This is a genomic window from Mumia sp. zg.B53 (assembly GCF_019550935.1).
Taxonomy (GTDB): Bacteria; Actinomycetota; Actinomycetes; order Propionibacteriales; family Nocardioidaceae; genus Mumia.
This window is the reverse complement of sequence record NZ_JAHWCK010000001.1, coordinates 654,338-677,056: the sequence shown is the minus strand read 5'-3', so window position 1 is coordinate 677,056 and position 22,719 is coordinate 654,338. Positions and strand designations below refer to the sequence as shown.

19 protein-coding genes are annotated in these 22,719 nt (G+C 71.5%); 12 read left to right on the top strand and 7 right to left on the bottom strand.

Features of this window, described 5'->3' with window-relative positions:
• Positions 1 to 37 precede the first annotated feature (37 nt).
• The 5 genes from KV102_RS03300 (at position 38) to KV102_RS03280 (ending at position 6,770) form a co-directional block, all read left to right on the top strand.
• Positions 38 to 1,141, top strand: a complete 1,104-nt coding sequence (locus KV102_RS03300; protein WP_220342001.1) for a GuaB3 family IMP dehydrogenase-related protein — start codon at positions 38 to 40, stop codon at positions 1,139 to 1,141.
• A gap of 88 nt (positions 1,142 to 1,229) precedes the next feature.
• Positions 1,230 to 2,846, top strand: coding sequence for a succinic semialdehyde dehydrogenase (locus KV102_RS03295; RefSeq protein ID WP_220345302.1), 1,617 nt, complete (start codon positions 1,230 to 1,232; stop codon positions 2,844 to 2,846).
• Positions 2,847 to 2,946: 100 nt separating this feature from the next.
• Complete coding sequence (locus tag KV102_RS03290; RefSeq protein ID WP_220345301.1) at positions 2,947 to 4,650, top strand: GMC family oxidoreductase N-terminal domain-containing protein; 1,704 nt, start codon at positions 2,947 to 2,949, stop codon at positions 4,648 to 4,650.
• A 35-nt stretch (positions 4,651 to 4,685) separates the two neighbouring features.
• The gene (guaA, locus tag KV102_RS03285) at positions 4,686 to 6,242 is read left to right on the top strand and encodes a glutamine-hydrolyzing GMP synthase (protein ID WP_374197351.1); all 1,557 of its coding nucleotides are present in this window, start codon (positions 4,686 to 4,688) and stop codon (positions 6,240 to 6,242) included.
• Between the two features lie 3 nt (positions 6,243 to 6,245).
• Positions 6,246 to 6,770 (top strand): DinB family protein, encoded by a 525-nt coding sequence (locus KV102_RS03280; protein ID WP_220345299.1) that lies wholly within the window; start codon positions 6,246 to 6,248, stop codon positions 6,768 to 6,770.
• Here the strand turns inward: KV102_RS03280 and KV102_RS03275 are convergent.
• From KV102_RS03275 to nhaA, 4 genes are all read right to left on the bottom strand, one after another.
• Positions 6,760 to 7,986, bottom strand: a complete 1,227-nt coding sequence (locus tag KV102_RS03275; RefSeq protein WP_220345298.1) for an RNA polymerase sigma factor — start codon at positions 7,984 to 7,986, stop codon at positions 6,760 to 6,762. The genes KV102_RS03280 and KV102_RS03275 overlap by 11 nt on opposite strands.
• Positions 7,987 to 8,013: 27 nt before the next feature.
• Positions 8,014 to 8,367 carry a YciI family protein gene (locus tag KV102_RS03270; RefSeq protein ID WP_220341995.1) on the bottom strand — a complete coding sequence of 118 codons (354 nt, stop codon included), beginning with the start codon at positions 8,365 to 8,367 and terminating at the stop codon, positions 8,014 to 8,016.
• An 81-nt stretch (positions 8,368 to 8,448) separates the two neighbouring features.
• Positions 8,449 to 9,552, bottom strand: a complete 1,104-nt coding sequence (locus KV102_RS03265; protein ID WP_220345297.1) for a GNAT family N-acetyltransferase — start codon at positions 9,550 to 9,552, stop codon at positions 8,449 to 8,451.
• A gap of 70 nt (positions 9,553 to 9,622) precedes the next feature.
• Entirely contained in the window at positions 9,623 to 10,924 is a 1,302-nt protein-coding gene (gene nhaA / locus KV102_RS03260; protein WP_220345296.1) for a Na+/H+ antiporter NhaA, read from the bottom strand.
• Between the two features lie 169 nt (positions 10,925 to 11,093).
• Here nhaA and KV102_RS03255 point away from each other — a divergent pair, with 169 nt between their 5' ends.
• The 3 genes from KV102_RS03255 to KV102_RS03245 all read left to right on the top strand — a co-directional run bounded on the left by KV102_RS03255 (position 11,094) and on the right by KV102_RS03245 (position 15,104).
• Positions 11,094 to 12,821 (top strand): ABC transporter ATP-binding protein, encoded by a 1,728-nt coding sequence (locus KV102_RS03255; protein WP_220345295.1) that lies wholly within the window; start codon positions 11,094 to 11,096, stop codon positions 12,819 to 12,821.
• Positions 12,814 to 14,559, top strand: a complete 1,746-nt coding sequence (locus KV102_RS03250) for an ABC transporter ATP-binding protein (RefSeq protein WP_220345294.1) — start codon at positions 12,814 to 12,816, stop codon at positions 14,557 to 14,559. Before KV102_RS03255 ends, KV102_RS03250 begins: the two co-directional genes overlap by 8 nt.
• Before the next feature lie 104 nt (positions 14,560 to 14,663).
• Positions 14,664 to 15,104, top strand: coding sequence for an Lrp/AsnC family transcriptional regulator (locus KV102_RS03245; RefSeq protein WP_220341990.1), 441 nt, complete (start codon positions 14,664 to 14,666; stop codon positions 15,102 to 15,104).
• A 52-nt stretch (positions 15,105 to 15,156) separates the two neighbouring features.
• On the opposite strand, the gene KV102_RS03240 is transcribed toward KV102_RS03245, so the two are convergent.
• The 3 genes from KV102_RS03240 to KV102_RS03230 are packed head-to-tail and all read right to left on the bottom strand — an operon-like array spanning position 15,157 to position 17,020.
• Positions 15,157 to 15,351 carry a PspC domain-containing protein gene (locus tag KV102_RS03240; RefSeq protein WP_220341989.1) on the bottom strand — a complete coding sequence of 65 codons (195 nt, stop codon included), beginning with the start codon at positions 15,349 to 15,351 and terminating at the stop codon, positions 15,157 to 15,159.
• Positions 15,348 to 15,716, bottom strand: a complete 369-nt coding sequence (locus KV102_RS03235) for a hypothetical protein (protein ID WP_220341988.1) — start codon at positions 15,714 to 15,716, stop codon at positions 15,348 to 15,350. Before KV102_RS03235 ends, KV102_RS03240 begins: the two co-directional genes overlap by 4 nt.
• Complete coding sequence (locus KV102_RS03230; RefSeq protein ID WP_220345293.1) at positions 15,713 to 17,020, bottom strand: PspC domain-containing protein; 1,308 nt, start codon at positions 17,018 to 17,020, stop codon at positions 15,713 to 15,715. Before KV102_RS03230 ends, KV102_RS03235 begins: the two co-directional genes overlap by 4 nt.
• 142 nt (positions 17,021 to 17,162) lie before the next feature.
• Between KV102_RS03230 and KV102_RS03225 the strand changes: the two genes are divergently transcribed.
• The 4 genes from KV102_RS03225 to KV102_RS03210 all read left to right on the top strand — a co-directional run bounded on the left by KV102_RS03225 (position 17,163) and on the right by KV102_RS03210 (position 22,656).
• Positions 17,163 to 18,455, top strand: a complete 1,293-nt coding sequence (locus KV102_RS03225) for a PspC domain-containing protein (protein ID WP_308290215.1) — start codon at positions 17,163 to 17,165, stop codon at positions 18,453 to 18,455.
• Positions 18,452 to 19,120, top strand: a complete 669-nt coding sequence (locus KV102_RS03220) for a response regulator transcription factor (RefSeq protein WP_308290214.1) — start codon at positions 18,452 to 18,454, stop codon at positions 19,118 to 19,120. The genes KV102_RS03225 and KV102_RS03220 overlap by 4 nt, the downstream gene beginning before the upstream one ends.
• Before the next feature lie 74 nt (positions 19,121 to 19,194).
• Entirely contained in the window at positions 19,195 to 20,532 is a 1,338-nt protein-coding gene (locus tag KV102_RS03215; protein WP_220345291.1) for a protealysin inhibitor emfourin, read from the top strand.
• Positions 20,533 to 20,631: 99 nt separating this feature from the next.
• Entirely contained in the window at positions 20,632 to 22,656 is a 2,025-nt protein-coding gene (locus KV102_RS03210; RefSeq protein ID WP_255560551.1) for a heavy metal translocating P-type ATPase, read from the top strand.
• The last annotated feature ends 63 nt before the right edge of the window (positions 22,657 to 22,719 follow it).

Sequence of the window (22,719 nt, the reverse complement as noted above, 5' to 3'; positions counted from 1 at the left end):
GTCCTCGGTGTTCGCCCCGCCTCACTAGAATGCGGGGATGGACATCGAGATCGGCGCCGCCAAGCGCGGCCGCAGGGCATACGCGTTCGACGACATCGCGATCGTCCCGAGTCGCCGGACTCGTGATCCCGAGGAGGTCTCGACGGCCTGGCAGATCGACGCCTACCGGTTCGAGATCCCCGTGGTCGCCGCGCCGATGGACTCCGTGATGTCGCCGGAGACGGCGATCATGCTCGGCAAGCTCGGTGGTCTGGGCGTCATCGACCTCGAGGGGCTCTGGACTCGCTACGACGACCCGCTGCCGCTGCTCGAGGAGGTCTCCCACCTCGAGTCGCGTGAGGCGACGGTCCGGCTCCAGCGCATCTACCAGGAGCCGATCAAGGCCGAGCTGATCCACGAGCGGCTGAAGCAGATCCGCGATGCCGGCGTGACCGTCGCCGGTGCGCTCTCGCCCCAGCGGACCAAGCAGTTCGCGCAGACGGTCGTCGACTCGGGCGTCGACCTGTTCGTCATCCGGGGGACCACGGTGTCGGCCGAGCACGTCTCGGGGCAGACCGAGCCGCTCAACCTCAAGGAGTTCATCTACGAGCTCGACGTGCCGGTCGTCGTCGGCGGCTGCGCCACGCACCAGGCCGCCCTCCACCTGATGCGCACCGGCGCCGCGGGGGTCCTGGTCGGCTTCGGCGGGGGAGCGACGCACACCACCCGCCAGGTGCTCGGAGTCGCCGTGCCGATGGCGAGCGCGCTCGCCGACGTCGCCGCGGCACGACGTGACTACCTCGACGAGTCGGGCGGCCGCTACGTGCACGTCATCGCCGACGGCTCGGTCGGCCACAGCGGCGACCTTGCGAAGGCGATCGCCTGCGGAGCGGACGCGGTCATGGTGGGCTCGCCGTTCGCGCGGGCGGCCGAGGCGCCCGGACGCGGGTTCCACTGGGGCGCCGAGGCGTGGCACCCCGACCTGCCGCGCGGCCAGCGCATCAACCTCGGCACCGTCGGCTCGTTCGAGTCGGTGCTCTTCGGGCCGTCGACCGCGCCGGACGGCACGATGAACCTCGTCGGCGCGCTCCGCCGGGCGATGGCGACGACCGGCTACACCGAGCTCAAGGAGTTCCAGCGGGTCGAGGTCGTCGTCCAGTAGCGCCGACGCCCGGCGTTCGTGACACTGCCGGTGGCGGACTCGTTACCGGGGGGTAGCACTGGTGTGGTGCCCCCTCTACAGTGACCGCATGTCACGACGCGACCCCAGCGCTCCGGAGCACGGGCGCCTCCCCGCCGACCCCGAGCACGACGCGACAGCCGCGTTCGCCGTCGACCCGGCCCTCGTCCGTCGTCTGACCGCAGGGCTGCGCGCCACGTCGGGCGAGGCGGAGACGACGTACGCGCCCTTCACCGGGCAGCCGATCGCTACGCTCCCCGTCTCGGACACCGGTGACGTCGAGGACGCGTTCGCGGCTGCCCGGGCGGCGCAGGACCCGTGGTCGCGGACCGACCTGTCCCACCGGTCGGCGCTGCTCCTCGACCTCCATGACGCGGTTCTCGACCACGCCGACGACCTCATGGACCTCGTGCAGTGGGAGTCGGGGAAGGCGCGCAAGCACGCCTTCGACGAGGTCCTGCACGTGGCGCTCACCGCTCGCTACTACGGTCGCACCCTCGCGCGGCACCTCACGACGCGTCGCGTCCCCGGGGTCTACCCGCTCTTCACCCAGACGCGGATCAACCGGGTCCCCAAGGGCGTCGTCGGGATCATCTCTCCCTGGAACTATCCGCTCACGCTGGCGATCTCGGACGGGATCCCTGCCGTCGCGGCAGGCAACGCGGTGGTCCACAAGCCCGACGGCCAGACACCTCTCTCCGCCTTGGCCGCGATCGAGCTGTTCCGCGAGGTCGGCTTCCCCGCGAGCCTGTGGCAGGTCGTCAACGGGCCCGGCCCCGTGATCGGCGGCGCGATCGTCGAGCGGGCGGACCACGTCTGCTTCACCGGTTCGACCGCGACCGGCAGGCGTGTCGCGGCGCAGGCGGCCGAGCGGCTCGTCTCGACCTCGCTCGAGCTGGGTGGCAAGAACCCGATGCTGGTCCTCGCCGATGCCAACCTCGACCGCGCCGTCGAGGGCGCGGTCCGTGCGTGCTTCTCCTCCGCCGGCCAGCTCTGCGTGTCGGTCGAGCGGTTGTTCGTCGCGGACGCGGTCTATGACCGTTTCGTCGCCAAGCTCGTCAAGCGGATCGGCCGCATGACGATGTCGGCGTCGCTGGACTACGACGGAGACATGGGCTCGCTGGTCTCGCAGCGGCAGCTGGACACGGTGTCCGCCCACGTCGCCGACGCCGTGTCCAAGGGAGCCCGCGTCCTCACCGGCGGGAGGCCGCGCCCCGAGGTCGGTCCGTACTTCTACGAGCCCACGCTGCTCGAGGGTGTGAGCCCGGCGATGGACTGCTTCGCCGACGAGACCTTCGGCCCGGTCGTCTCGCTCTACCGCTTCGGCAGCGAGGGTGAGGCCATCGACCGCGCCAACGCCGGGTCGTACGGCCTCAACGCCGCGATCTACACACGTGACGTCGCGCGGGGTCGCGAGCTTGCTCGCCGGATCAAGGCAGGCAGCGTGAACATCAACGAGGGGTTCGCCGCCACCTTCGCCTCGCTGGAGGCGCCGATGGGCGGGATGCGGGAGTCGGGCATCGGCCGTCGGCACGGTGCGGAGGGGATCCTCCGCTACACCGAGACGCAGGCGGTCGCCAACCAGCGGCTGCTGCCCCTCTCGGCTCCCCGGATGGTGAGCGATGCGGCCTTCCAGACGACGATCACCGCGGCGCTGCGCGTCCTGAAGAAGGCCGGCCGGGCCTGACACCGACCGTCACGCCGCGTCGGAGGGGATACGACATCCGCGATGACATATTCGTTACCCAGGGGTAGCAATAGCGTGAACGCGGTCTTACGCTGACGCTGTGAACGACACCGCACCGCAGCACTACGACGTCCTGGTGATCGGCTCGGGGTTCGGCGGGAGCGTGACCGCACTGCGACTGACCGAGAAGGGCTACCGCGTCGGGGTCCTCGAGGCCGGGGCGCGGTTCCGCGACGAGGACTTCGCGGACAACTCGTGGAACCTCCGGCGCTACCTCTTCGCGCCCGAGGTCGGCTGCTACGGCATCCAGCGCATCAACCTCCTGAAGGACGTGATGATCATGTCCGGCGCGGGTGTCGGCGGCGGCTCGCTGGTCTACGCCAACACCCTCTACGAGCCGTTCGAGCCCTTCTATCGCGACCCTGCCTGGGGTCACATCACCGACTGGAAGGCGGAGCTCGCGCCCTTCTACGACCAGGCCAAGCGGATGCTCGGTGTGACGACGTACCCGGTCACCTCTCCTGCCGACGAGGTCATGCGGGAGGTCGCCGAGGAGATGGGCGCCGCCGACACGTTCCACCCCACACCGGTCGGCGTCTTCTTCGGGGGCCCCGGTGAGACCGTCGCCGACCCCTATTTCGGTGGTGCAGGCCCTGATCGGGCCGGATGCATCCAGTGCGGCGAGTGCATGACGGGGTGCCGCCACAACGCCAAGAACACGCTGGTCAAGAACTACCTCTATCTCGCCGAGCAGGCCGGCGCGCGCGTCCACGAGCTGACCACCGTGACGGAGGTCCGCCCGCGCCCCGGTGGCGGCTACACGGTCGACACGCGGCGTACGGACCGGCGCCGCAAGGTCGCCCGCCGCTTCACCGCAGACCAGGTCGTGTTCGCCGCCGGCTCGCTGGGCACCCAGAAGCTCCTGCACAGGATGCGCAGCCGAGGCGTCCTCCCGCGGATCTCGTCGAGGCTCGGGGTCCTCACCCGGACCAACTCGGAGTCGCTGCTCGGGGCGATCGCCGGCAGCCGGGACGTGGACTACTCCACCGGCGTCGCGATCACCTCCTCGTTCCACCCCGACGAGGTCACCCACATCGAGCCGGTCCGTTTCGGCAAGGGCTCCAACGCGATGTCGCTGCTCCAGACGGTGCTCACCGACGGCGACGGGGAGAGGCCGCGCTGGCAGGCCTGGCTCAAGGAGCTGTGGGCGCAGAAGCGCAACGTCAGGGAGCTGTACGACTTCAAGCACTGGTCGGAGCGGGTGATCATCCTGCTGGCCATGCAGTCGCTCGACAACTCGATCACGACCTCCATGAAGCGGAGCCGGATCACCGGACGCCTGCGGCTGACCTCGGCCCAGGGGGCGGGCGACCCGAACCCCTCGTGGATCCCGAAGGCCAACGAGGCCGTGCGCCGTACGGCCGACAAGATCGACGGCTGGCCCGGAGGCACGATCGGTGAGCCGTTCAACATCCCGCTCACCGCGCACTTCATCGGGGGCTGCGTGATCGGCGACTCCCCGGCCACCGGGGTGATCGACCCGTACCACCGGCTGTACGGCTACGACGGCCTCCACGTCGTCGACGGCGCCGCGATCTCGGCGAACCTGGGCGTGAACCCGTCGCTGACGATCACGGCCCAGGCCGAGCGGGCGATGGCGTTCTGGCCCAACAGGGACCAGCCGGACCCGCGTCCGGCGACGGGCGAGCCCTACGCGCGCCTCGAGCCCGTGGCGCCGAAGAACCCCGTCGTGCCGGTCGACGCCCCTGCGGCGCTGCGTCTTCCCATCGTCGGCGTCAGCTAGCTGACGGCGCTCGATAGGATCGAGGTGTGACCGAGATTCCTGAGCACGACCTGGTCCTCGTCGTCGACTTCGGCGCCCAGTACGCGCAGCTGATCGCCCGACGCGTGCGGGAGGCGAAGGTCTACTCCGAGATCGTGCCCCACACGATGCCGGTCGAGGACATGCTCGCCAAGAAGCCGAAGGCGATCATCCTCTCGGGGGGCCCGTCGTCGGTGTACGAGGAGGGCGCGCCGCGCCTGGACCCGGCGCTCTTCGGCACGGGCACCGCGGTCTTCGGCATCTGCTACGGCTTCCAGGCGATGGCCCAGGTCCTCGGAGGGACGGTCGCGAGCACCGGCCAGCGTGAGTACGGCCGCACCGACGTCACGGTCGGTGATCACGGTGTGCTCCTGGCCGGGCTGCCCGACCAGCTCCGGGCGTGGATGTCGCACGGGGACGAGGTCGTCGCCGCGCCGGAGGGCTTCGCGGTCACCGCGTCGTCACCCCGCGCGGCCGTCGCGGCGTTCGAGGACGTCGACCGTGGGCTGGCCGGGGTGCAGTGGCATCCCGAGGTCCTGCACACCGAGCATGGTCAGCAGGTGCTGGAGCGCTTCCTGGTCCAGATCGCCGGTTGTCGGCAGACCTGGACCATGGTCAACATCGTCGACGAGCAGGTGGACCGGATCCGGGAGCAGGTCGGCGACGCCCGCGTCATCTGCGCGTTGTCCGGCGGTGTGGACTCGTCGGTCGCCGCCGCACTCGTGCAGCGCGCGATCGGTGACCAGCTCACCTGTGTCTTCGTCGACCACGGGCTCCTCCGCAAGGGCGAGCGAGACCAGGTGGTCCGCGACTACGTGGACGCGACCGACGTCAACCTCAAGGTCGTCGACGCCCGCGAGCAGTTCCTCGGCCACCTCACGGGCGTCACCGACCCCGAGGAGAAGCGCAAGATCATCGGCCGCGAGTTCATCCGGACCTTCGAGGCCGCCGAGCGCGAGATCCTCGAGACCCCTGGCACGCCGGTCAGGTTCCTCGTGCAGGGCACGCTCTATCCGGACGTGGTCGAGTCCGGCGGGGGCGAGGGCGCCGCCAACATCAAGAGTCACCACAACGTCGGTGGCCTCCCCGAGGACCTCGAGTTCAGCCTGATCGAGCCGCTGCGCACGCTGTTCAAGGACGAGGTCCGGCAGGTCGGCGAGCAGCTCGGTCTGCCGCCGGCGATGGTCTGGCGCCACCCGTTCCCGGGGCCGGGGCTCGCGATCCGGATCGTGGGCGCCGTCGACGAGGAGCGTCTCGAGATCGTGCGCGAGGCCGATGCCATCGCCCGGGAGGAGCTCACCGCCGCCGGTCTCGACCGCGACGTGTGGCAGTTCCCGGTGGTGCTGCTGGCCGACGTCCGCTCGGTCGGGGTCCAGGGCGACGGACGGACGTACGGACACCCGGTCGTGCTGCGTCCCGTGAGCAGCGAGGACGCGATGACGGCCGACTGGAGTCGTCTCCCGTACGAGCTCCTCGAGCGCATCTCCACCCGGATCACCAACGAGGTCCGCGAGGTCAACCGGGTGGTCGTCGACATCACCAGCAAGCCGCCCGGCACGATCGAGTGGGAGTGAGCCGTGGCCATCGTCCCCGACACGAAGGACTGGACCTGGACGGCGCGGAAGGTGTGCCCGGAGTGCGGTTTCGATCCGGCCGCGATCAGCGACGGCGAGGTCGGCGCGCACGTGCGTGCGCTCGCCGCACGATGGCCGGCGGTGCTCGAGCGCCCCGACGTGCGCGACCGGCCGGACGCGAGCACCTGGTCGCCGTTGGAGTACGCCTGCCACGTCCGTGACGTCTTCGCGCTGTACCGCCACCGCCTCGGCCTGATGCTCGACGAGGACGGCCCGACCTATCCGAACTGGGACCAGGACGCGACCGCGAACGCCGAAAGGTACTCCGAGCAGGACCCCGGCGCCGTGTCCGAGCAGCTCGCCCGCGAGGCGGCGCTCGTGGCTGCGGCCTTCGACGCGGTCCCGGCGGACCAGTGGACGCGTACGGGTCGGCGGAGCGACGGGGCGTCGTTCACGATCACGACCTTCTCACGCTATTTCCTCCACGATGCCGCGCACCACCTCCACGACGTCGGCGTCAGGGTCTGAGCGCGTCCAGGCGTGACGTGAGCAACCGACGCTGGCCATCGTCGCCGGCGACCGCGATTGCACGGCGGTAGGCGTCGGCCGCCTCCTCGCGTCGCCCGACGTCGGCGAGCAGTCGCGCCTGCACGGCGGGGAGGTAGGCGTACTCGCGCAGGCTCGGGTCGCCGATGACAGGCTCGAGCGCCGTGAGCGCGGCCTCGGGACCCTCGACGTACGACACCGCGACCGCGCGGTTGAGGCGGACGACCGGGGTCGGCCACTCCTCGACCAGCCGGTCGTACAGCCGCAGCAGGGCGGGCCAGTCGGTCGTGTCGACGCTGGCCGCGTCGGCGTGCACGCCGGCGATGGCCGCCTGGAGCGCGTACCGCCCTGCACGGCCGTCGCGAGCCAGTGCCCGCTCGATCGCTCGGGTGGTCGCCTCCCGGCCACCCGCCATCAGCCGCACGTCCCACGATCCGCGGTCCTGACCGTCCAGGAGGACCACGTCGGCCTCGCGACGGGCCCACGTGCGCGCCTGCGTGAACAGCACCAGGCCCAGCAACCCCAGGACCTCCGGCTCGTCGGGGAAGATCTCGCCGAGGCTCGTCGCGAGCGAGCGTGACGCCACCTCGAGCGCGTCGGTCTGCGGGTCGCGCGGTCGTTCGTGCGCCGCGGTGGCCACCAGGTGGACGACCTCGAGCACGGCGCCGAGCCGCTCGGGAAGGTCGTTCGCGGCCGGGACGGCGTACCGGATCCCGGCCGCGGTGATCTTGCGCTTCGCTCGCGTGATCCGAGCCGCCGCGGTCGACGGACGGATCAGGAGGAGGGAGGCCGCGGTCGGTGTGGGGATCCCGCAGACCACCCGCAGCGTCAGCAGCACCCGGTCGGCCTCGGACAGCGACGGGTGGCAGCACGTGAAGACGAGACGGAGGAGCTCGTCGTTCCAGCGGGCGGCCGCGGCGTCGGCGTGGCGCGACTCCTCTCGCAGCGCGAGGTCGGGCATCCGCTGCCGCAGCGATCCCGTCCGGCGGTGCAGGTCGAGCGCGTGGTTGCGTGCGGTCCGGACGAGCCACCCGACCGGGCTCGACGGGACGCGCACCCAGGTCTGCAGCGCCCGCTCGAACGCGTGCTGTGCGCAGTCCTCGGCGGTGTCGATGTCGCCGGCGGTGCGGACCGTGGCCGCCACCACGCGGCCCCAGTGCTCCCGGTGCAGCGCGGCGACGGCCTCGTCGACCGTCACGGGTGTCGTCTCAGGCGACGTGGGCCGTCACTCCCCGCCGAGATCGAGGATCGGCCGCACCTCGACGACCGCGCTGGGGCACTGCTTCGCGAGCGCGAGCGCGGTGTCGAGCCCGTCGCACTCGATCAGGTAGTAGCCGCCGAACGCCTCCTTCGACTCGACGAACGGTCCGTCGGTGACGACCGGCTCGGGCCCGTTGCGCACGGTCGTCGCGGTCGTCGTCGGCTGCAGCGCCTCGCCCCCGTGGTCGACACCACCGGCGGCCGCGACCGCCTTGGAGAATCGGTCGTGGGCAGCCATCTCGCGTTCCCACTCCTCGGGGGACGCCTCGGCCCACGTGGCCTCGTCGTCGAACAGGATGAAGAGGTAGCGCTCGCTCATCGGTCTCTCCTTCGGTCGGCCCCGCGGGTCGGGGCCCTCACCCGGACAACGAACAGGATCCCCCGAGATCGACAACCAGCGCTAGGAGTCCGTCAGCCGGAGCTGCCACTGCCCGCTGACGCTGGCCGGGCGGTAGCCGAGCGCGACGTTGATGGCCAGCATGTGCGTGTTCTCCTCGGCGTTCCACGTGTGGATGCGCCGCGCCTGCGGGCGTACGGACGCCAGCGTCTCCAGCAGACGGCACTTGACCAGCATCCCGAGGCGGTGTCCGCGGTGCTCCGGCAGCACAAGCGTGTCGTCCTGGATCACCGACTCGGGTCGTGAGTCGGTGAACTCGACGACGGTGTAGGCGGCGAGCTCCCCCGTCGGGACGTGCTCGGCCGCGACGACGAGCGCCAGGTCCCCGGTCGCCTGCCGTCGTGCCGTCGCCTCGCGGAGCCGTGCGACGTCCCAGGGATCCTCCACCTGCTCCATCCCGCCGGACGGTGTGGCCGTCGACATGCGCGTCAGGAGCCGGGCGTACTGGACCTCCCACGCCTCGGGGATCTCGTCGACCCACGTGTGGAGGCGGTAGGCGTCGCCGGCGGCCGCGGCCGCCGTCCGGGACAGACCGGCCAGGTGCTCGTGGCCGACCGGCAACGGGAGCGTGGACTGCCGCTCCACCTGCTCGAGCGTGAACCCGTACCGGACGGCGAAGCGGGTCGCAGGATCGTCGGCGGGGACGCTGCCCACGCCCGTCGTCGCGGCCAGCGTCTCGGCGCCGGTGTCGATGACCCGTCCGTACGACGTCTCGGCCTTGACCACCGTGCGTCCCGTCTCCCGGACCCTCTCTGCGAGGACGGCGGCGAGCGCCGTCCCGATCCCGCGCCGACGCCAGGCGGGGTCGACCCCGAGGTCGAGGTGCACGACGTCGGTCTCGCCGACCTGGGGCAGCCGGACCGACGCGTGGCCGACCACGGACTCCGGCGTACGGAGGTCGTCGCAGACGGCCACGATCCGGTGCTGTGGGCGGTACGTGCGGTCGGCCAGGATCGACGCCATCTGGGCGAAGCCCGGCGTCAGGTCGTGGTGGCCGTGAAGCGCGTCGTCGCTCGCCACCCGCACACGCTCGACCCCCAGCAGCGCCCAGGCCTCGGGGGAGGTGGCGGAGGAAGGCGGCAGGACGGGATGGATCACGGGCAGCATCTGGCGAGTGTGTCCCCGGTCGGAGGGGCGGTCAATCGCTTAACGACCGCGCGTCCTCGGGCAACGGCGACTACGCCTCGTCGTCGCGCTGGTAGACGTCGGGCACGCCGTCACGGTCGTCGTCACGCGCCTCGTCCTCACTGATCCGACGGTAGCGGAGGTTGCGCAGCCGCAGCACGACCGTGGCGAGCAGCGCGGCGAGGACAGAGCCCTCGAGCACCCCGATCTTCACGTACTCGTCGTACGTCGAGGCGAGACCGTATGCGAGGTCGCCGATCAGCAGAGAGACGGTGAACCCGATCCCTCCGAGCATCCCGACGCCGACGACGTCGATCCACCCGAGCGACGGGTCGAGGCGTGCGTGCGTGAACCTCGCCATCAGCCAGGTGGCCCCCACGATGCCGAGCGTCTTGCCGACCACCAGGCCGAGGACGATTCCGTACGTGATCGTGCTGCGGTTGGCGTCGAGGAGCCCGCTGACTCCGCCGACGTCGACACCGGCGGCGAAGAACGCGAAGATCGGCACGGCGATGCCTGCCGAGATCGGTCGCCAGACGTGCTCGAAGTGCTCGGCGAGCCCTGGGCCGGCCTCCGGGCCGCCCGCTGCCTTTCTGCGCGCCACCGGCACGGTGAATCCGAGGATGACGCCCGCGACCGTGGCGTGCACCCCTGAGGCGTGGACGAGGCCCCACGCGAGCAGCGCGAGGGGGATGAGGATCCAGCCCGAGCGCACCCGTCGCTGCACCAGCACCGCGAAGATCCCGATCGGCACGAGGGCGGCGGCGAACCACCCCACCGCGAGCTGGTCGGTGTAGAAGAACGCGATGATGACGATCGCCAGCAGGTCGTCGACGATGGCGAGGGTGAGCAGGAAGGTCCGCAGCGCCGTCGGCAGGAAGGACCCCAGGACGGCCAGGACGGCCAGGGCGAACGCGATGTCCGTCGCCGTGGGGATCGCCCAGCCGCGCAGCGCCGTGCCCCCCGTGCTGAGGTTGACGGCCACGAAGATCAGTGCCGGCACGACCATGCCACCGACGGCAGCGAGGATCGGGATCGCCGCTCGACGCGGGTCGCGCAGGTCGCCGGCGACGAGCTCGCGCTTGAGCTCGAGCCCGGCGACGAAGAAGAAGATGGCCAGCAAGCCGTCGGCCGCCCACGTGCCGAGGCTCAGGTCCAGGTGCAGCGACTCGGGGCCGATCCGGGTGTCACGCAGCGTCGTGTAGGCGTCGCCGAGTCCGCTGTTGGCGAGCACGATCGCGACCGCGGCGGCGCCGATCAGGAGGAAGCCGCCGACGGTCTCCTGCCGTAGCAGCGCGGCGATGCGCGAGGCCTCAGGCCATGAGCCGCGACCGAGGACGGTGTTCTGGGACAACGGTGCTCCTTCTGGGGTGGTCGAGACGACGCCGACCAGACTTCCCGGCACACCGACACACACTTTACCGGCGACTCGTTGCTTCGCTGAGGAGACCAGGATCACATACCGTCCGGACGGTCGATATTCGATCGCGGCGCCTCCGACACGGTGCTTAGGCTTGACCGTTGTGAAGAGCCTCCCGCTGGACGACCCAGGCACACCGGACCTCCGTTCGGCGGCCCGCTACATGGCGTGGATCCTGCGTGTCCAGGGCTGGACGCTCGTCGGCGCGGTCACGTTCGGGATCACCTGGATGGTCGCCCAGGCGTCGGTGCCCGCCGTCATCGGCGCGGCGATCGACGCGGTGGTGGAGCACGGGTTCGGGCGGGGTCTGGTGCTCTGGTCAGCGCTCCTGCTGCTCGTGGGTGCGATCGGGGCGGCCGCCGGGATCATCCGTCACCGGCTCTCGGTCCAGATGTGGCTGGATGCGGCCTACCGCAACGTCCAGCTGGTCAGCGGGCACTCCGGCCGGCTCGGTTCGGAGCTGAACCGCCGGGTCGCTCACGGCGAGGTCGTCTCCGTGGGTGCGACCGACCTCGCGAACCTCGGCAACTACGTGGACGTCGCGGGTCGCTTCGCCGGCGCGATCGTCGCTTATCTCGTCGTCGCGGTGATCCTGCTCCGCTCATCGACGACGTTGGGCCTCGTGGTGCTGATCGGTGTCCCGGTCCTGATGCTCGCCACCGGCCCGCTGCTGCGCCGTCTGAACCGACGCAACCAGCACGCCCGTGCTCTCCAGGGGGAGCTCAACACGCTCGCCAGCGACATCGTCGCCGGCCTGCGGGTGCTTCGCGGGATCGGCGGGGAGGCGATGTTCGACCGCCGCTACCGCGCCGCGTCGCAGGACGTCCGCAGAGCCGGCGTCCAGGTGGCGCGGGTGCAGTCGGTGCTCGACGCGCTCCAGGTCCTGCTCCCCGGGGCGTTCGTGGTGCTCGTCGTCTGGCTCGGCGCGCGCTACGCCGCGTCCGGGGAGATCAGTACGGGCGACCTCGTGGCCTTCTACGGCTACGCGACGTTCCTGCTGCTGCCGTTGCGTACCTTCACCGAGGCCGCCAACAAGATCATCCGCGGCCACGTCTCGGCGCGGCACGTCATCCGCATCCTCCGCATCGTCCCGAGCGTCTCCGACCCCGCTGACCCGGTCAGCCCGCCCGACGGCGACCTTGTCGACGCTTCGACCTCGTTCGTGGCGAGCAAGGGCCTCTTGACCGCCGTCGTCAGCGACGACCCGCGAGACGCCGTGGCGCTGGCGGACCGGCTCGGAGGCTACGTCCAGCCGGGACGCGACGACGCCGACGCCGTCACCTACGGCGACGTGCCGCTGGGTGCGGTCGGTCGGGACGAGCTCCGGCGCCGGGTCGTCGTCAGCGACACCGCGTCCGCCCTCTTCAGCGGGCGCCTCCGAGACGCCCTGGACGCCGGCCGTGCGACCTCGGACGAGGAGGTCGCGCACGCCCTGACGACCGCCTCGGCCGACGACGTCCTGGAGGCGCTGGACGACGGGCTCGACGGTGAGCTGGCCGAGCGCGGGCGGTCCCTGTCCGGCGGTCAGCGCCAGCGCATCGTGCTCGCACGAGCACTGCTGACCGACGCCGACGTGCTCGTCCTCGTGGAGCCCACCTCGGCGGTGGACTCGCACACCGAGGCGCGAATCGCCCAGCGGCTGAGACGCCACCGCGCCGGACGGACCACGGTCGTCGTCACGAGCAGCCCGCTCGTCCTCGACGTCGCCGACGAGGTCGTGTTCCTCACCGGAGGGCGCGTCGTCGCGAGGGGCCAGCACCACCACCTGATGTCCACCGACCGTGCCTACCGCCAGGTCGTGACCCGAGAGGAGGCCGAGGACGTTGCATGATGCCCTGCCCATCGCCGGCAGCCGAGTCTTCCGCTCCTACCTGCGCCGGATCGGTCGCGACCACCGCCGCGACCTCGTCGTGATCGTCGTGCTGCACGGTGCGGCAGCCGGCGCCGGCCTCGTGGTGCCGTGGTTGATCGGCGACCTCGTCGAGGCCGCGACCGACAAGGGCGGCTACGGCACCATCGACCGGATCGCGATCTTCGTCGCGGTGTGCCTGCTGGCGCAGACCGTGCTCACCCGGTGGGCGCGACTGCGCTCGGCCGTCTTCGGCGAGACCGTCCTGGCCCGGCTGCGCGAGGACTTCGTCGACGAGGCGCTCGGCCTGCCGATCGGTGTCGTCGAGAGCGCCGGGACGGGCGACCTCCTCACCCGGACGTCGCGTGACGTCGACACGCTCGGATGGTCCGTGCGCTTCGCGGTGCCGGAGACCGTCGTCGCTCTCGTGACGGCGGCGTGCACGATCGTCGCAGCGCTGCTCGTCGGCGGCTGGGTCGCCGTCCCGCTCGTGCTGGGCGTGCCCGTCATCTGGATGGCCTCCCGCTGGTACCTCGCGCGTGCGCGCGCCGGCTACATCCGCGAGCACGCCTCGTACTCGCGGATCAACACCACGCTCGCCGAGACCGTCGAGGGTGCTCGCACCGTCGAGGCCCTCGGGCTGGGCGCGCAGCGCAGCGAACGCATCGACGCCGACATCGCGGAGTCGTACGCGGCCGAGTCCTACACCCGCAACCTCCGCTCGGTGTTCTTCCCCGCGGTCGAGATCGGCTATCTGGTGCCCGTCGTCGCGACCCTGCTCGTCGGGGGATGGCTGATGGCGCAGGGGTCGATCACGCTGGCCCAGATGACGGCGGCGGTCCTGTACGTCCGGTTCCTCATCGACCCGGTCGACCGCATCATCAGCTGGATGGACACCCTCCAGGTGGGTGCGACGTCGCTCGCGCGCCTGCTGGGCGTGGCGGAGGTCCCGGACGACCGGGTTCCGACCGGTCGCACCCCTGCAGGCGAGGAGATCGAGCTCGACGACGTCCGGTTCTCCTACATCGAGGGCCGAGAGGTGCTCCACGGGGTGGACCTCGAGCTGGCGGCGGGCGAGCGGCTCGCCGTCGTGGGCCCGTCGGGCGCGGGGAAGTCGACGATCGGCCGCCTGATCGCGGGCATCCAGGGTCCGACGAGCGGCGCGGTCACGGTCGGCGGGGTGGGGGTCACCGAGCTCGAGCTCGACGACCTCCGGCGCCGGGTGGCGCTGCTGACGCAGGAGCACCACGTCTTTGTCGGCACCGTGCGTGACAACCTCCAGCTTGCCCTGGAGGACGGGGGTACGGCCGCCGACGACCGGCTGTGGGCGGCGTTGGACGCCGTCGGTGCGCGCGACTGGGTCGCGCAGCTGCCGCACGGCCTCGACACGATGGTCGGATCCGGTGGGCACCGGCTCACCGACGCCCAGGCGCAGCACCTGGCGCTGGCGCGCGTCGTCCTGACCGATCCCCACACGCTCGTGCTCGACGAGGCCACGTCGCTGATCGACCCGCGCGCTGCCCGCGCCCTCGAGCGCTCGTTGAGCGCGGTGCTCGAGGGACGCACCGTGGTCGCCATCGCGCACCGCCTCTACACCGCGCACGATGCCGACCGCGTCGCCGTCGTCGAGGACGGCGCGATCACCGAGCTCGGCAGCCACGACGAGCTGGTAGCCCGCGGAGGGTCGTATGCGGCCCTGTGGAAGTCCTGGCAGAGCTAGCGACCACGTGGGGTGCCTGTGAGGGCGGGTAGGGGCCGTGACTGCGCCGCGGGCTCTAGGCTGGGCGGCACGAGGGCGCGCGCGACACCGAGGAGGCCCGACCGATGGACGCTGTCGACCGGGAGATCATCGGGCACCTGATGCGCGACGGGCGGGCGACCTACGCCGAGATCGGGTCAGGTGTCGGGCTGTCGGCGCCCGCGGTCAAGCGTCGGGTCGACCTGATGCGGGCCCGCGGCCAGATCACCGGGTTCACCGCCCTCACCGACCCGGCGGCGCTGGGCTGGACCACCGAGGCGTACGTCGAGATCTACTACGACGGCAACGTCTCCGTGGCCGAGCTCAAGCGCAACCTCGCGGCCATCCCGCAGATCGTCGGCGCGTGGACGGTGGCCGGCCACGCCGACGCGATCGTGCACGTGATGGCGACGAGCATGACCGAGATCGAGCAGGTCGTGGAGCGGATGCGGGAGCACGCGCGGGTCGAGCGGACACGCAGCGCGATCGTGATGTCGCGGCTGTTCGAGCGCCCGCGCTCGCGGTGAGGGCCCGCCACCGTCCTCCCGACCCGCGCGCCCCTCAGGGGGTGGTGGTGGCTCAGGCGTCGGCGGGCATGAGGAGCCAGGCGACGAGGTAGACGAGGATCATGGATCCCAGTCCGAGCAGCGTCAGGACGACGAACCCCAGCCGGACGACGGTCGGGTCGACGCCCAGATAGCGGGCCAGTCCTCCGCACACTCCTCCGATCCACTTGTCGTGGGTCGTGCGGGCGAGCTGCTTGGAACGGTTCATCGGGGGTCCTCTCGGTCGTCGGAGGACCGCGTGAGGTCCTCCAAGGTGAGTGTGTCGGCAGGGACGGTGTCGGTGTTCTCGGCCGGGTCGTCGTCGTCCGGCTGCTCGGCAGCGCCCGGCGTGGGGTCCAGAGTCGTCGGTGGCGCCACCGCGGTGCGCTGCTCGCGCTGCCGCCGACCCGCCTGGCGCGCGGCGATCAGCGTCGCGACGAGCCCGACCGTGCCGAGGGCGACAAGGAGCAGGGGGGCCGCCACCGCGAGGGTGGCCGGCTCCCAACCTGCGTACCACATGCCCCACAGGGCGCCCGCGACGAGCACGAACGCGAGCGCGACGAGGGTGACGGCGTCCAACGGATGACGCTTCATGAGCGGATCACCTCCACGTCACCGAGGGAGACGTCGATGCTGAGGATGAGGTCGGGGAGCGAGGTGTCGTCGCGCACGTCCAGCGACGTCTGCACGCCGCCGCGCTGGTAGCCGAGGGCTGTGATCGAGCCGGCGCCGACGGAGGCGTCGAGGTCGATGTCGAGGGTGGCGGGGACGTACACCCTGACGCCACCCAGACCGACCTCCAGCTCGAGCCGGCGCCCGTCCAGGGCCGCGGGGTCGGAGACCTGCCGCAGGTCCACCACGACCTCGCCCGTCCCGACCGCGTAGCCGGACCTCAGGTCCGCCGCGCTGGTCGGCACGGTCTCGATCCGGCCGGCGTCCAGGCGTGGGATGACGGTGGAGACAGCGAGGACCATGACGGCGAGGATGGCCGGCAGGATCAACGGACGAGCGTTGCCGAACACCGTGCCGATCAGCATGCCCAGCGCGAGTGTGCCCGTCGCCGCCGCGGCGTAGACCGACGGCGCGAGGTCGCCCTGGGTGGCGACGAGCGTGACACCGGTGACGATGAGCATCGCCGAGAGGGTGATGACGGTCAGCGTCCCGCGGTCGTGCCGCGGGTTCGGCCGCTTGGGCGGCTTCACCGGGGCGGGTTGAGGAGCGGAACCCCACGCTGGTCCGGGTGGTCCCGGCGGCACAGGAGGCACGGCGGCGTACGACGGGGCTCCGGTCGGCGCGAAGGGCGTCGCGGTCACCGGCGCCGGAGCGGTCGGCGCCCACGGCGGAGGAGCGTACGAGGGCGCCGGCGGAGGCGGCACGTTCGGCGGCGGCGTGACCGAGGAGGTGCCGGAGTCCCGCCGCTCCTGGTACTCGCGGTAGCCGACCCACGCGATGACGACCAGCGCCGCGACCCACAGCGGGCCGATCTGCCATCCCCAGCCCCAGGTCCACGTGACCGCGATCAGCCCCGCGGCCCCGAGACCGACGAGACGGATTTGGGGCTCGCTGTCGCCCAGTCCCAACCATCGCTTGAGATAGCTCTCGCCCGTCCGCTCGTCCGGAATCAGGATCCATGAGGCGACGTAGGCGATGACACCACCGAACCCCACGAGGGTGAAGACCGCGAACAGGATGCGCGGGATGACCGGGTCGATCCCGAGCGTCCGCCCGATGCCCGCGCACACCCCGGCCACCATGCGTCCGCTCTCGGTGCGCCGGATGTCGGTCAGCGAACCGGTGGTCGGTGGTCGGGCCGTGCCCTCGGGCGCGGTGCTCGAGCCGGTCCCGAGGCTCGCCGGTGGTGTCACCGGGTCCTCGGGGCGTGAGGTCGTGTCGTCCATGGCTCCATCCTGCTCGGCTTCTGTCACTTGGAGTATGGGTGAGACCCCTGGTCCGCACCCGGTCCGCGCCACACCGCCCCAGGGTCGCTCAGGGGTCGATCCGGCTGGTCCGAGACCAGCCCCGCGTGTGACGATCGACAGCGTGACCCTCAGTGCGACACCGGTGAGACGGCTCTCTCGATCCGCGAGCCCCCGCGTTCTCGGCGGGGTGGCGCAGGGACTCGCCGACCACCTCGGCGTCCCTGTCCTGTGGGTGCGGCTCGCGTTCGTCGTGGGCACGCTGTTCCAGCTCGCCGGCGTCCTGGCGTACGTCGCCTTCTGGGTCTTCGTCCCGCTGGGGAGCGCCGATGGCTCGCCCGGGCTGGCCAGTGCGACCCGCCGCGGGCTGCGGCTCGACGAGGACGAGGCGACACCGCCGTCGAACAGGATGACCCTGCAGACCACCGCGCTCGTCGTGCTCGGTGTCGGCGTGGCGTGGTTCGTCCTGGGCAGCGACAGGGTCTCGAGCCTCGTCTTCCCCGCTGTCCTGGCGATCGCCGGCTTCGCGCTCATCTGGCGCCAGGCCGACGACCGGTTGTTGCGCCGCTGGGTCAGGGTGACGTCGGGATGGGCCGCCGTGCTGAGGATGGCGGCCGGCGCCCTGCTGGTGCTCATCGCCTACGGCGTGTTCGTGGCGCAGCTCGGGGGCGGTCTGGGGTCGGCCGCCCAGCTGCTCGCGGCGCTGGTCGTCGCCGTCGCCGGCGCCGGCCTGCTGCTCGGGCCGTGGATCGTACGCCTGGTCAGTGATCTCGCCGCCGAGCGACGCGAGCGCGTGCGGTCGCAGGAGCGGGCCGACGTGGCGGCCCACCTCCACGACTCCGTCCTTCAGACCCTGGCGCTGCTGCAGAAGAACGCGAACGACCCGGCGCAGGTCGCGACGCTCGCCCGGCGTCAGGAGCGGGAGCTGCGCGACTGGCTGTACGGCGAGCCGGCCGGCGACGACGGCTCCACGCTACGGGCCGGCCTGGTCGCCGACGCCGCCGAGATCGAGACGACCTATCGGGTGCCGATCGAGGTCGTCGGGGTCGGTGACCTCGATCCGGACGTCGACGTGGAGGCGCTGCGTGCGGCTGCGCGCGAGGCCATGACGAACGCGGCGAAGCACTCCGGTGCCGACCGAATCGACGTCTACGTCGAGGTCGGGAGTGCGGCGGCGGAGGTCTTCGTGCGCGATCGCGGCGTCGGGTTCGAGCCGTCGGCGATCCCGGAGGACCGGTTGGGCATCCGCCGCTCGTTGGTGGCGCGCATGCACAGGCACGGCGGCACGGCCGTCGTACGCTCAGGACCAGGGGAGGGCACGGAGGTTCGACTCGCGCTGCCCCTCGTACGAGACAAGGCGCCCAACGGCGCACACGAGGCTGCGCGCAACGGCGCGGACGGAGGAGGAGACGCGTGAGCACCCCGACGCAGACCGGCGGCTTGAGGGACCTCGGCGTCCTGCTCGTCGACGACCACGCGATGTTCCGGACGGGTGTGCGGGCCGAGCTCGGCAGCACGGTCCGGATCGTGGCGGAGGCCGGGGACGTCGACGAGGCGGTGCGTGCGGTGGAGTCGTACCGTCCCGACGTGGTCCTGCTCGACGTCCACCTCCCGGGAGGCGGCGGTGCGGAGGTCCTCCGCCGGGTCGCGACCCGCTACCCGGACACGAAGTTCCTCGCCCTGTCGGTGAGCGACGCCGCCGAGGACGTCATCGGGGTGATCCGCGCGGGCGCCCGGGGCTACGTCACCAAGAACATCACGGGCGACGAGCTGGTGGACGCGATCCGTCGGGTGGCCGGTGGCGACGCGGTCTTCTCGCCGCGGCTGGCGGGATTCGTGCTCGACGCGTTCGCGGGGACGATCGAGGTCGCGCAGGTCGACTCCGACCTCGACCGGCTCACCGAGCGCGAACGTGAGGTGATGCGCCTGATCGCCCGTGGCTACGCCTACAAGGAGGTCGCCAAGGAGCTCTTCATCTCCGTGAAGACCGTCGAGACCCACGTGTCGTCCGTGCTGCGCAAGCTCCAGCTGTCGAGCCGTCACGAGCTCACCCGGTGGGCCAACGACCGCCGCCTGATCTGAGGCGCCCCGGACAGCGCCCTTGGGCGGTGCTCGACCGTGTCGCCGGTGTCGGTGCCGCACGGTAGACAGGACGCATGGGATGCCAGTTCGTGCCGCCGTACCTCCTCGACCGGCTCGCCGATGTCGGCCACGGCCACGCCGCCGACTGGTTCGGCCGCACCCGCGGGCTCGACGAGCGGCTGAGGGAGCGGCGCGCGACGACGTCACCGTCGGTCGCGCAGCCGCCCGACGCGGACGGGACCAAGACGATCTACAGCGCCGGGGGTGGGACGAGCCTGCCGGGCGACAAGGTCCGCGGTGACGCCGACCCGCCGACGGGCGACCAGGCGGTCGACGAGGCGTACGACAGCACCGGCATCGTGCACGAGCTGTTCTCCACCGTCTACGGACGCAGTGGCATCGATGACGCCGGCAGCACCGTCACCGTCACGGTCCACTTCGGGCGGGCCTACGACAACGCCTTCTGGGACGGTGACCAGCTGGTGTTCGGCGACGGGGACGGCGAGGTGTTCGAGCGGTTCACCAAACCGCCTGACGTGCTCTTCCACGAGTTCACCCACGGCGTCACGCAGTTCACCGCGGACCTGCGCTACTCGGGTCAGTCCGGTGCGCTCAACGAGTCGGTGTCCGACTGCTTCGCGGCCATGGCGCTCCAGCGCCAGTTCGACCAGACCGCCGAGCAGGCCGACTGGTTGATCGGCGAGGGCCTCTTCAAGCCGAGCATCAACGCCGTCGCGCTCCGCTCGATGCGCGAGCCCGGCACGGCGTACGACGACCCGCTGCTGGGCAGGGACCCGCAGGTCGGGTCCATGCGCGACTACGTCGAGACCACGGCCGACAACGGTGGCGTGCACATCAACTCCGGCATCCCCAACAAGGCGTTCACCCTCGCGGCGCTGCGCCTGGGCGGCTACACGTGGGAGCGCACCGGGAGGATCTGGTACGCCGCGCTGACCGGGGATGCGGTCGGACGTGACAGCGGGTTCGGCGAGTTCGCTGCCGCGACGGTCGCCGCGGCGGGGGACCTCTACGGCGAGGAGGAGGCCGACGCCGTGAGCGCGGCGTGGGAGGAGGTCGGTGTCACCCCGGGTCTCGATGCCGCGGATGCGGGCGCTCCGGCCCGTCGCTCGGGGCGGATCGTGGTGTCGCGCACGGGCGGCTTCACCGGCGTGGTGCGCGAGGCCGCGGTCGACGCCGACGAGGGGCCTCTCGGGGCCGAAGTGGCGTCGATTCTCCAGCAGGTCAACTTCACGGCGCTGCCCATCCGCGACGCCGATCCGCGGGGCGCCGACCGGTTCACCTACACGTTCACGTACGGCGACCAGCAGGTGACGGTCCCGGAGAGCGCGCTCACTCCCGAGCTCGAGCGGGTGGCCACGTTGGTTCTCGGCCGGTTGGCAGATACCCCCTAGGGGTATACTGTCGGTGGCATGAGCGGTCATCACCACGGGCCGGGGATGCCCACGGAACACGTGCACGGCAGACACGCAGGTCACGCCCACGACCCGGACATGGCGGGCCACGAGGGTCACGAGATGGCGGGCGAGGGGCACGCGGGCCACGGCGACCACGTCGGTCAGTTCCGTCGTCTGTTCTGGATCATGCTCGTCATCGCCGTGCCCGTCGTGGGCTTCTCCGGCATGTTCGCGGACATCGTCGGCTACGACCTTCCTGACGCGACCTGGGTCGGCTGGGTCTCTCCGCTGATCGGCACCGTGATGTACGCCTGGGGCGGCCAGCCGTTCCTGAGCGGCGCCGTGAGCGAGATCCGTGCACGCCAGCCGGGCATGATGCTGCTCATCGGGCTCGCGATCACCGTCGCGTTCGTGTCGTCGTGGGGTGCGAGTCTCGGGATCCTCCACCACCAGCTTGACTTCTGGTGGGAGCTCGCGCTGCTGATCGTCATCATGCTGCTCGGTCACTGGATCGAGATGCGCTCGCTCGCGCAGACGACCTCCGCGCTCGACTCGCTGGCGGCGCTCCTGCCGGACGAGGCAGAGCGTGTCGAGGGCGACCAGATCGTGACCGTCGCGCCATCCCGGTTGCGGGTCGGCGACCTGGTCGTCGTACGCCCCGGTGGCAGCGTCCCCGCGGACGGACGCATCGTGGAGGGCGCCGCCGACATCGACGAGTCGATGGTGACGGGGGAGTCGCGGCCGGTCCCGCGCGGCGTCGGGGATCCCGTGGTCGCGGGGACGGTTGCCACCGACTCCGGTCTGCGGATCGAGGTCACCGCCGTCGGCGACCAGACCGCGCTCGCGGGCATCCAACGGCTGGTCACCGAGGCGCAGAGCTCGTCGTCGCGAGCCCAACGCCTCGCCGACACCGCTGCCGCGTGGCTGTTCTGGTTCGCGCTGGGTGCTGCTCTGATCACGGCACTGGTGTGGTCACTGATCGGTGAGCCCGACGAGGCGGTCGTCCGCACCATCACGGTCCTGGTCATCGCCTGTCCGCACGCCCTCGGGCTCGCCATCCCGCTGGTCGTGTCCATCGCGACCGAGCGCGCGGCCCGCGGCGGCGTCCTCGTCAAGGACCGGCTCGCCCTCGAGAGCATGCGCACCGTCGACGCGGTGCTGTTCGACAAGACCGGCACCCTGACCAAGGGCGAGCCCACCGTGACGGCCGTCGAGACCACCGGCGGGCGCAGCCCGGACGAGGTGCTCGCGCTCGCCGCCGCGGCGGAGTCCGACAGCGAGCACCCGCTCGCGAGGGCGATCACGGCCGCTGCTCGCGCCCGGGGTCTGACGGTGGGCGTCTCGGGCGGGTTCAGCTCGTCGCCGGCCGTGGGCGTGACCGCGGTGGTCGACGGCAGGCGGGTGCAGGTCGGAGGGCCTGCGCTCCTCGAGCAGGAAGGCGGGCGCGAGCTCGGTGTGGCCGAGGCGTGGCGGACGAGGGGCGCGATCATCCTCCACGTCCTCGTCGACGGAGAGGTGGCCGGTGCGCTCGCGCTCGCTGACGAGGTGCGCGAGGAGTCGCGGCAGGCCGTGGACGCCCTGCACGCGATCGGGGTGCAGGTCGTGATGATCACCGGTGACGCCGAGGCGGTGGCGCGGGCGGTCGCCGACGAGCTGGGCATCGACCGTGTCTACGCCGGTGTCCGCCCCGAGGACAAGGCTGCCAAAGTCTCCGAGCTGCAAGGAGAGGGACTCAAGGTCGCGATGGTCGGCGACGGCGTCAACGACGCACCGGCACTCGCCCAGGCCGACGTCGGGATCGCGATCGGCGCCGGCACCGACGTCGCGATCGCCTCTGCCGGCGTCATCCTGGCGAGCTCAGACCCGCGCTCGGTCCTCTCGGTGATCGCGCTGTCGCGGGCGACGTACCGCAAGATGAAGCAGAACCTCTGGTGGGCCGCGGGCTACAACCTGATCTCGGTGCCGCTCGCCGCGGGTGTCCTGGCGCCGGTCGGGTTCGTGCTCCCGATGTCGGTCGGAGCGATCCTGATGTCGGCGTCCACGGTGGTCGTCGCCCTCAACGCGCAGCTGCTCCGCCGCCTCGACCTCCGTCCCGACGTCGTCGTACGAGACGTCGCCTGAGACGACGATGCGTTCCGACCAGCGTGTGGTCGGAACGCATCGTCGCTCGGTACGATCCGTACG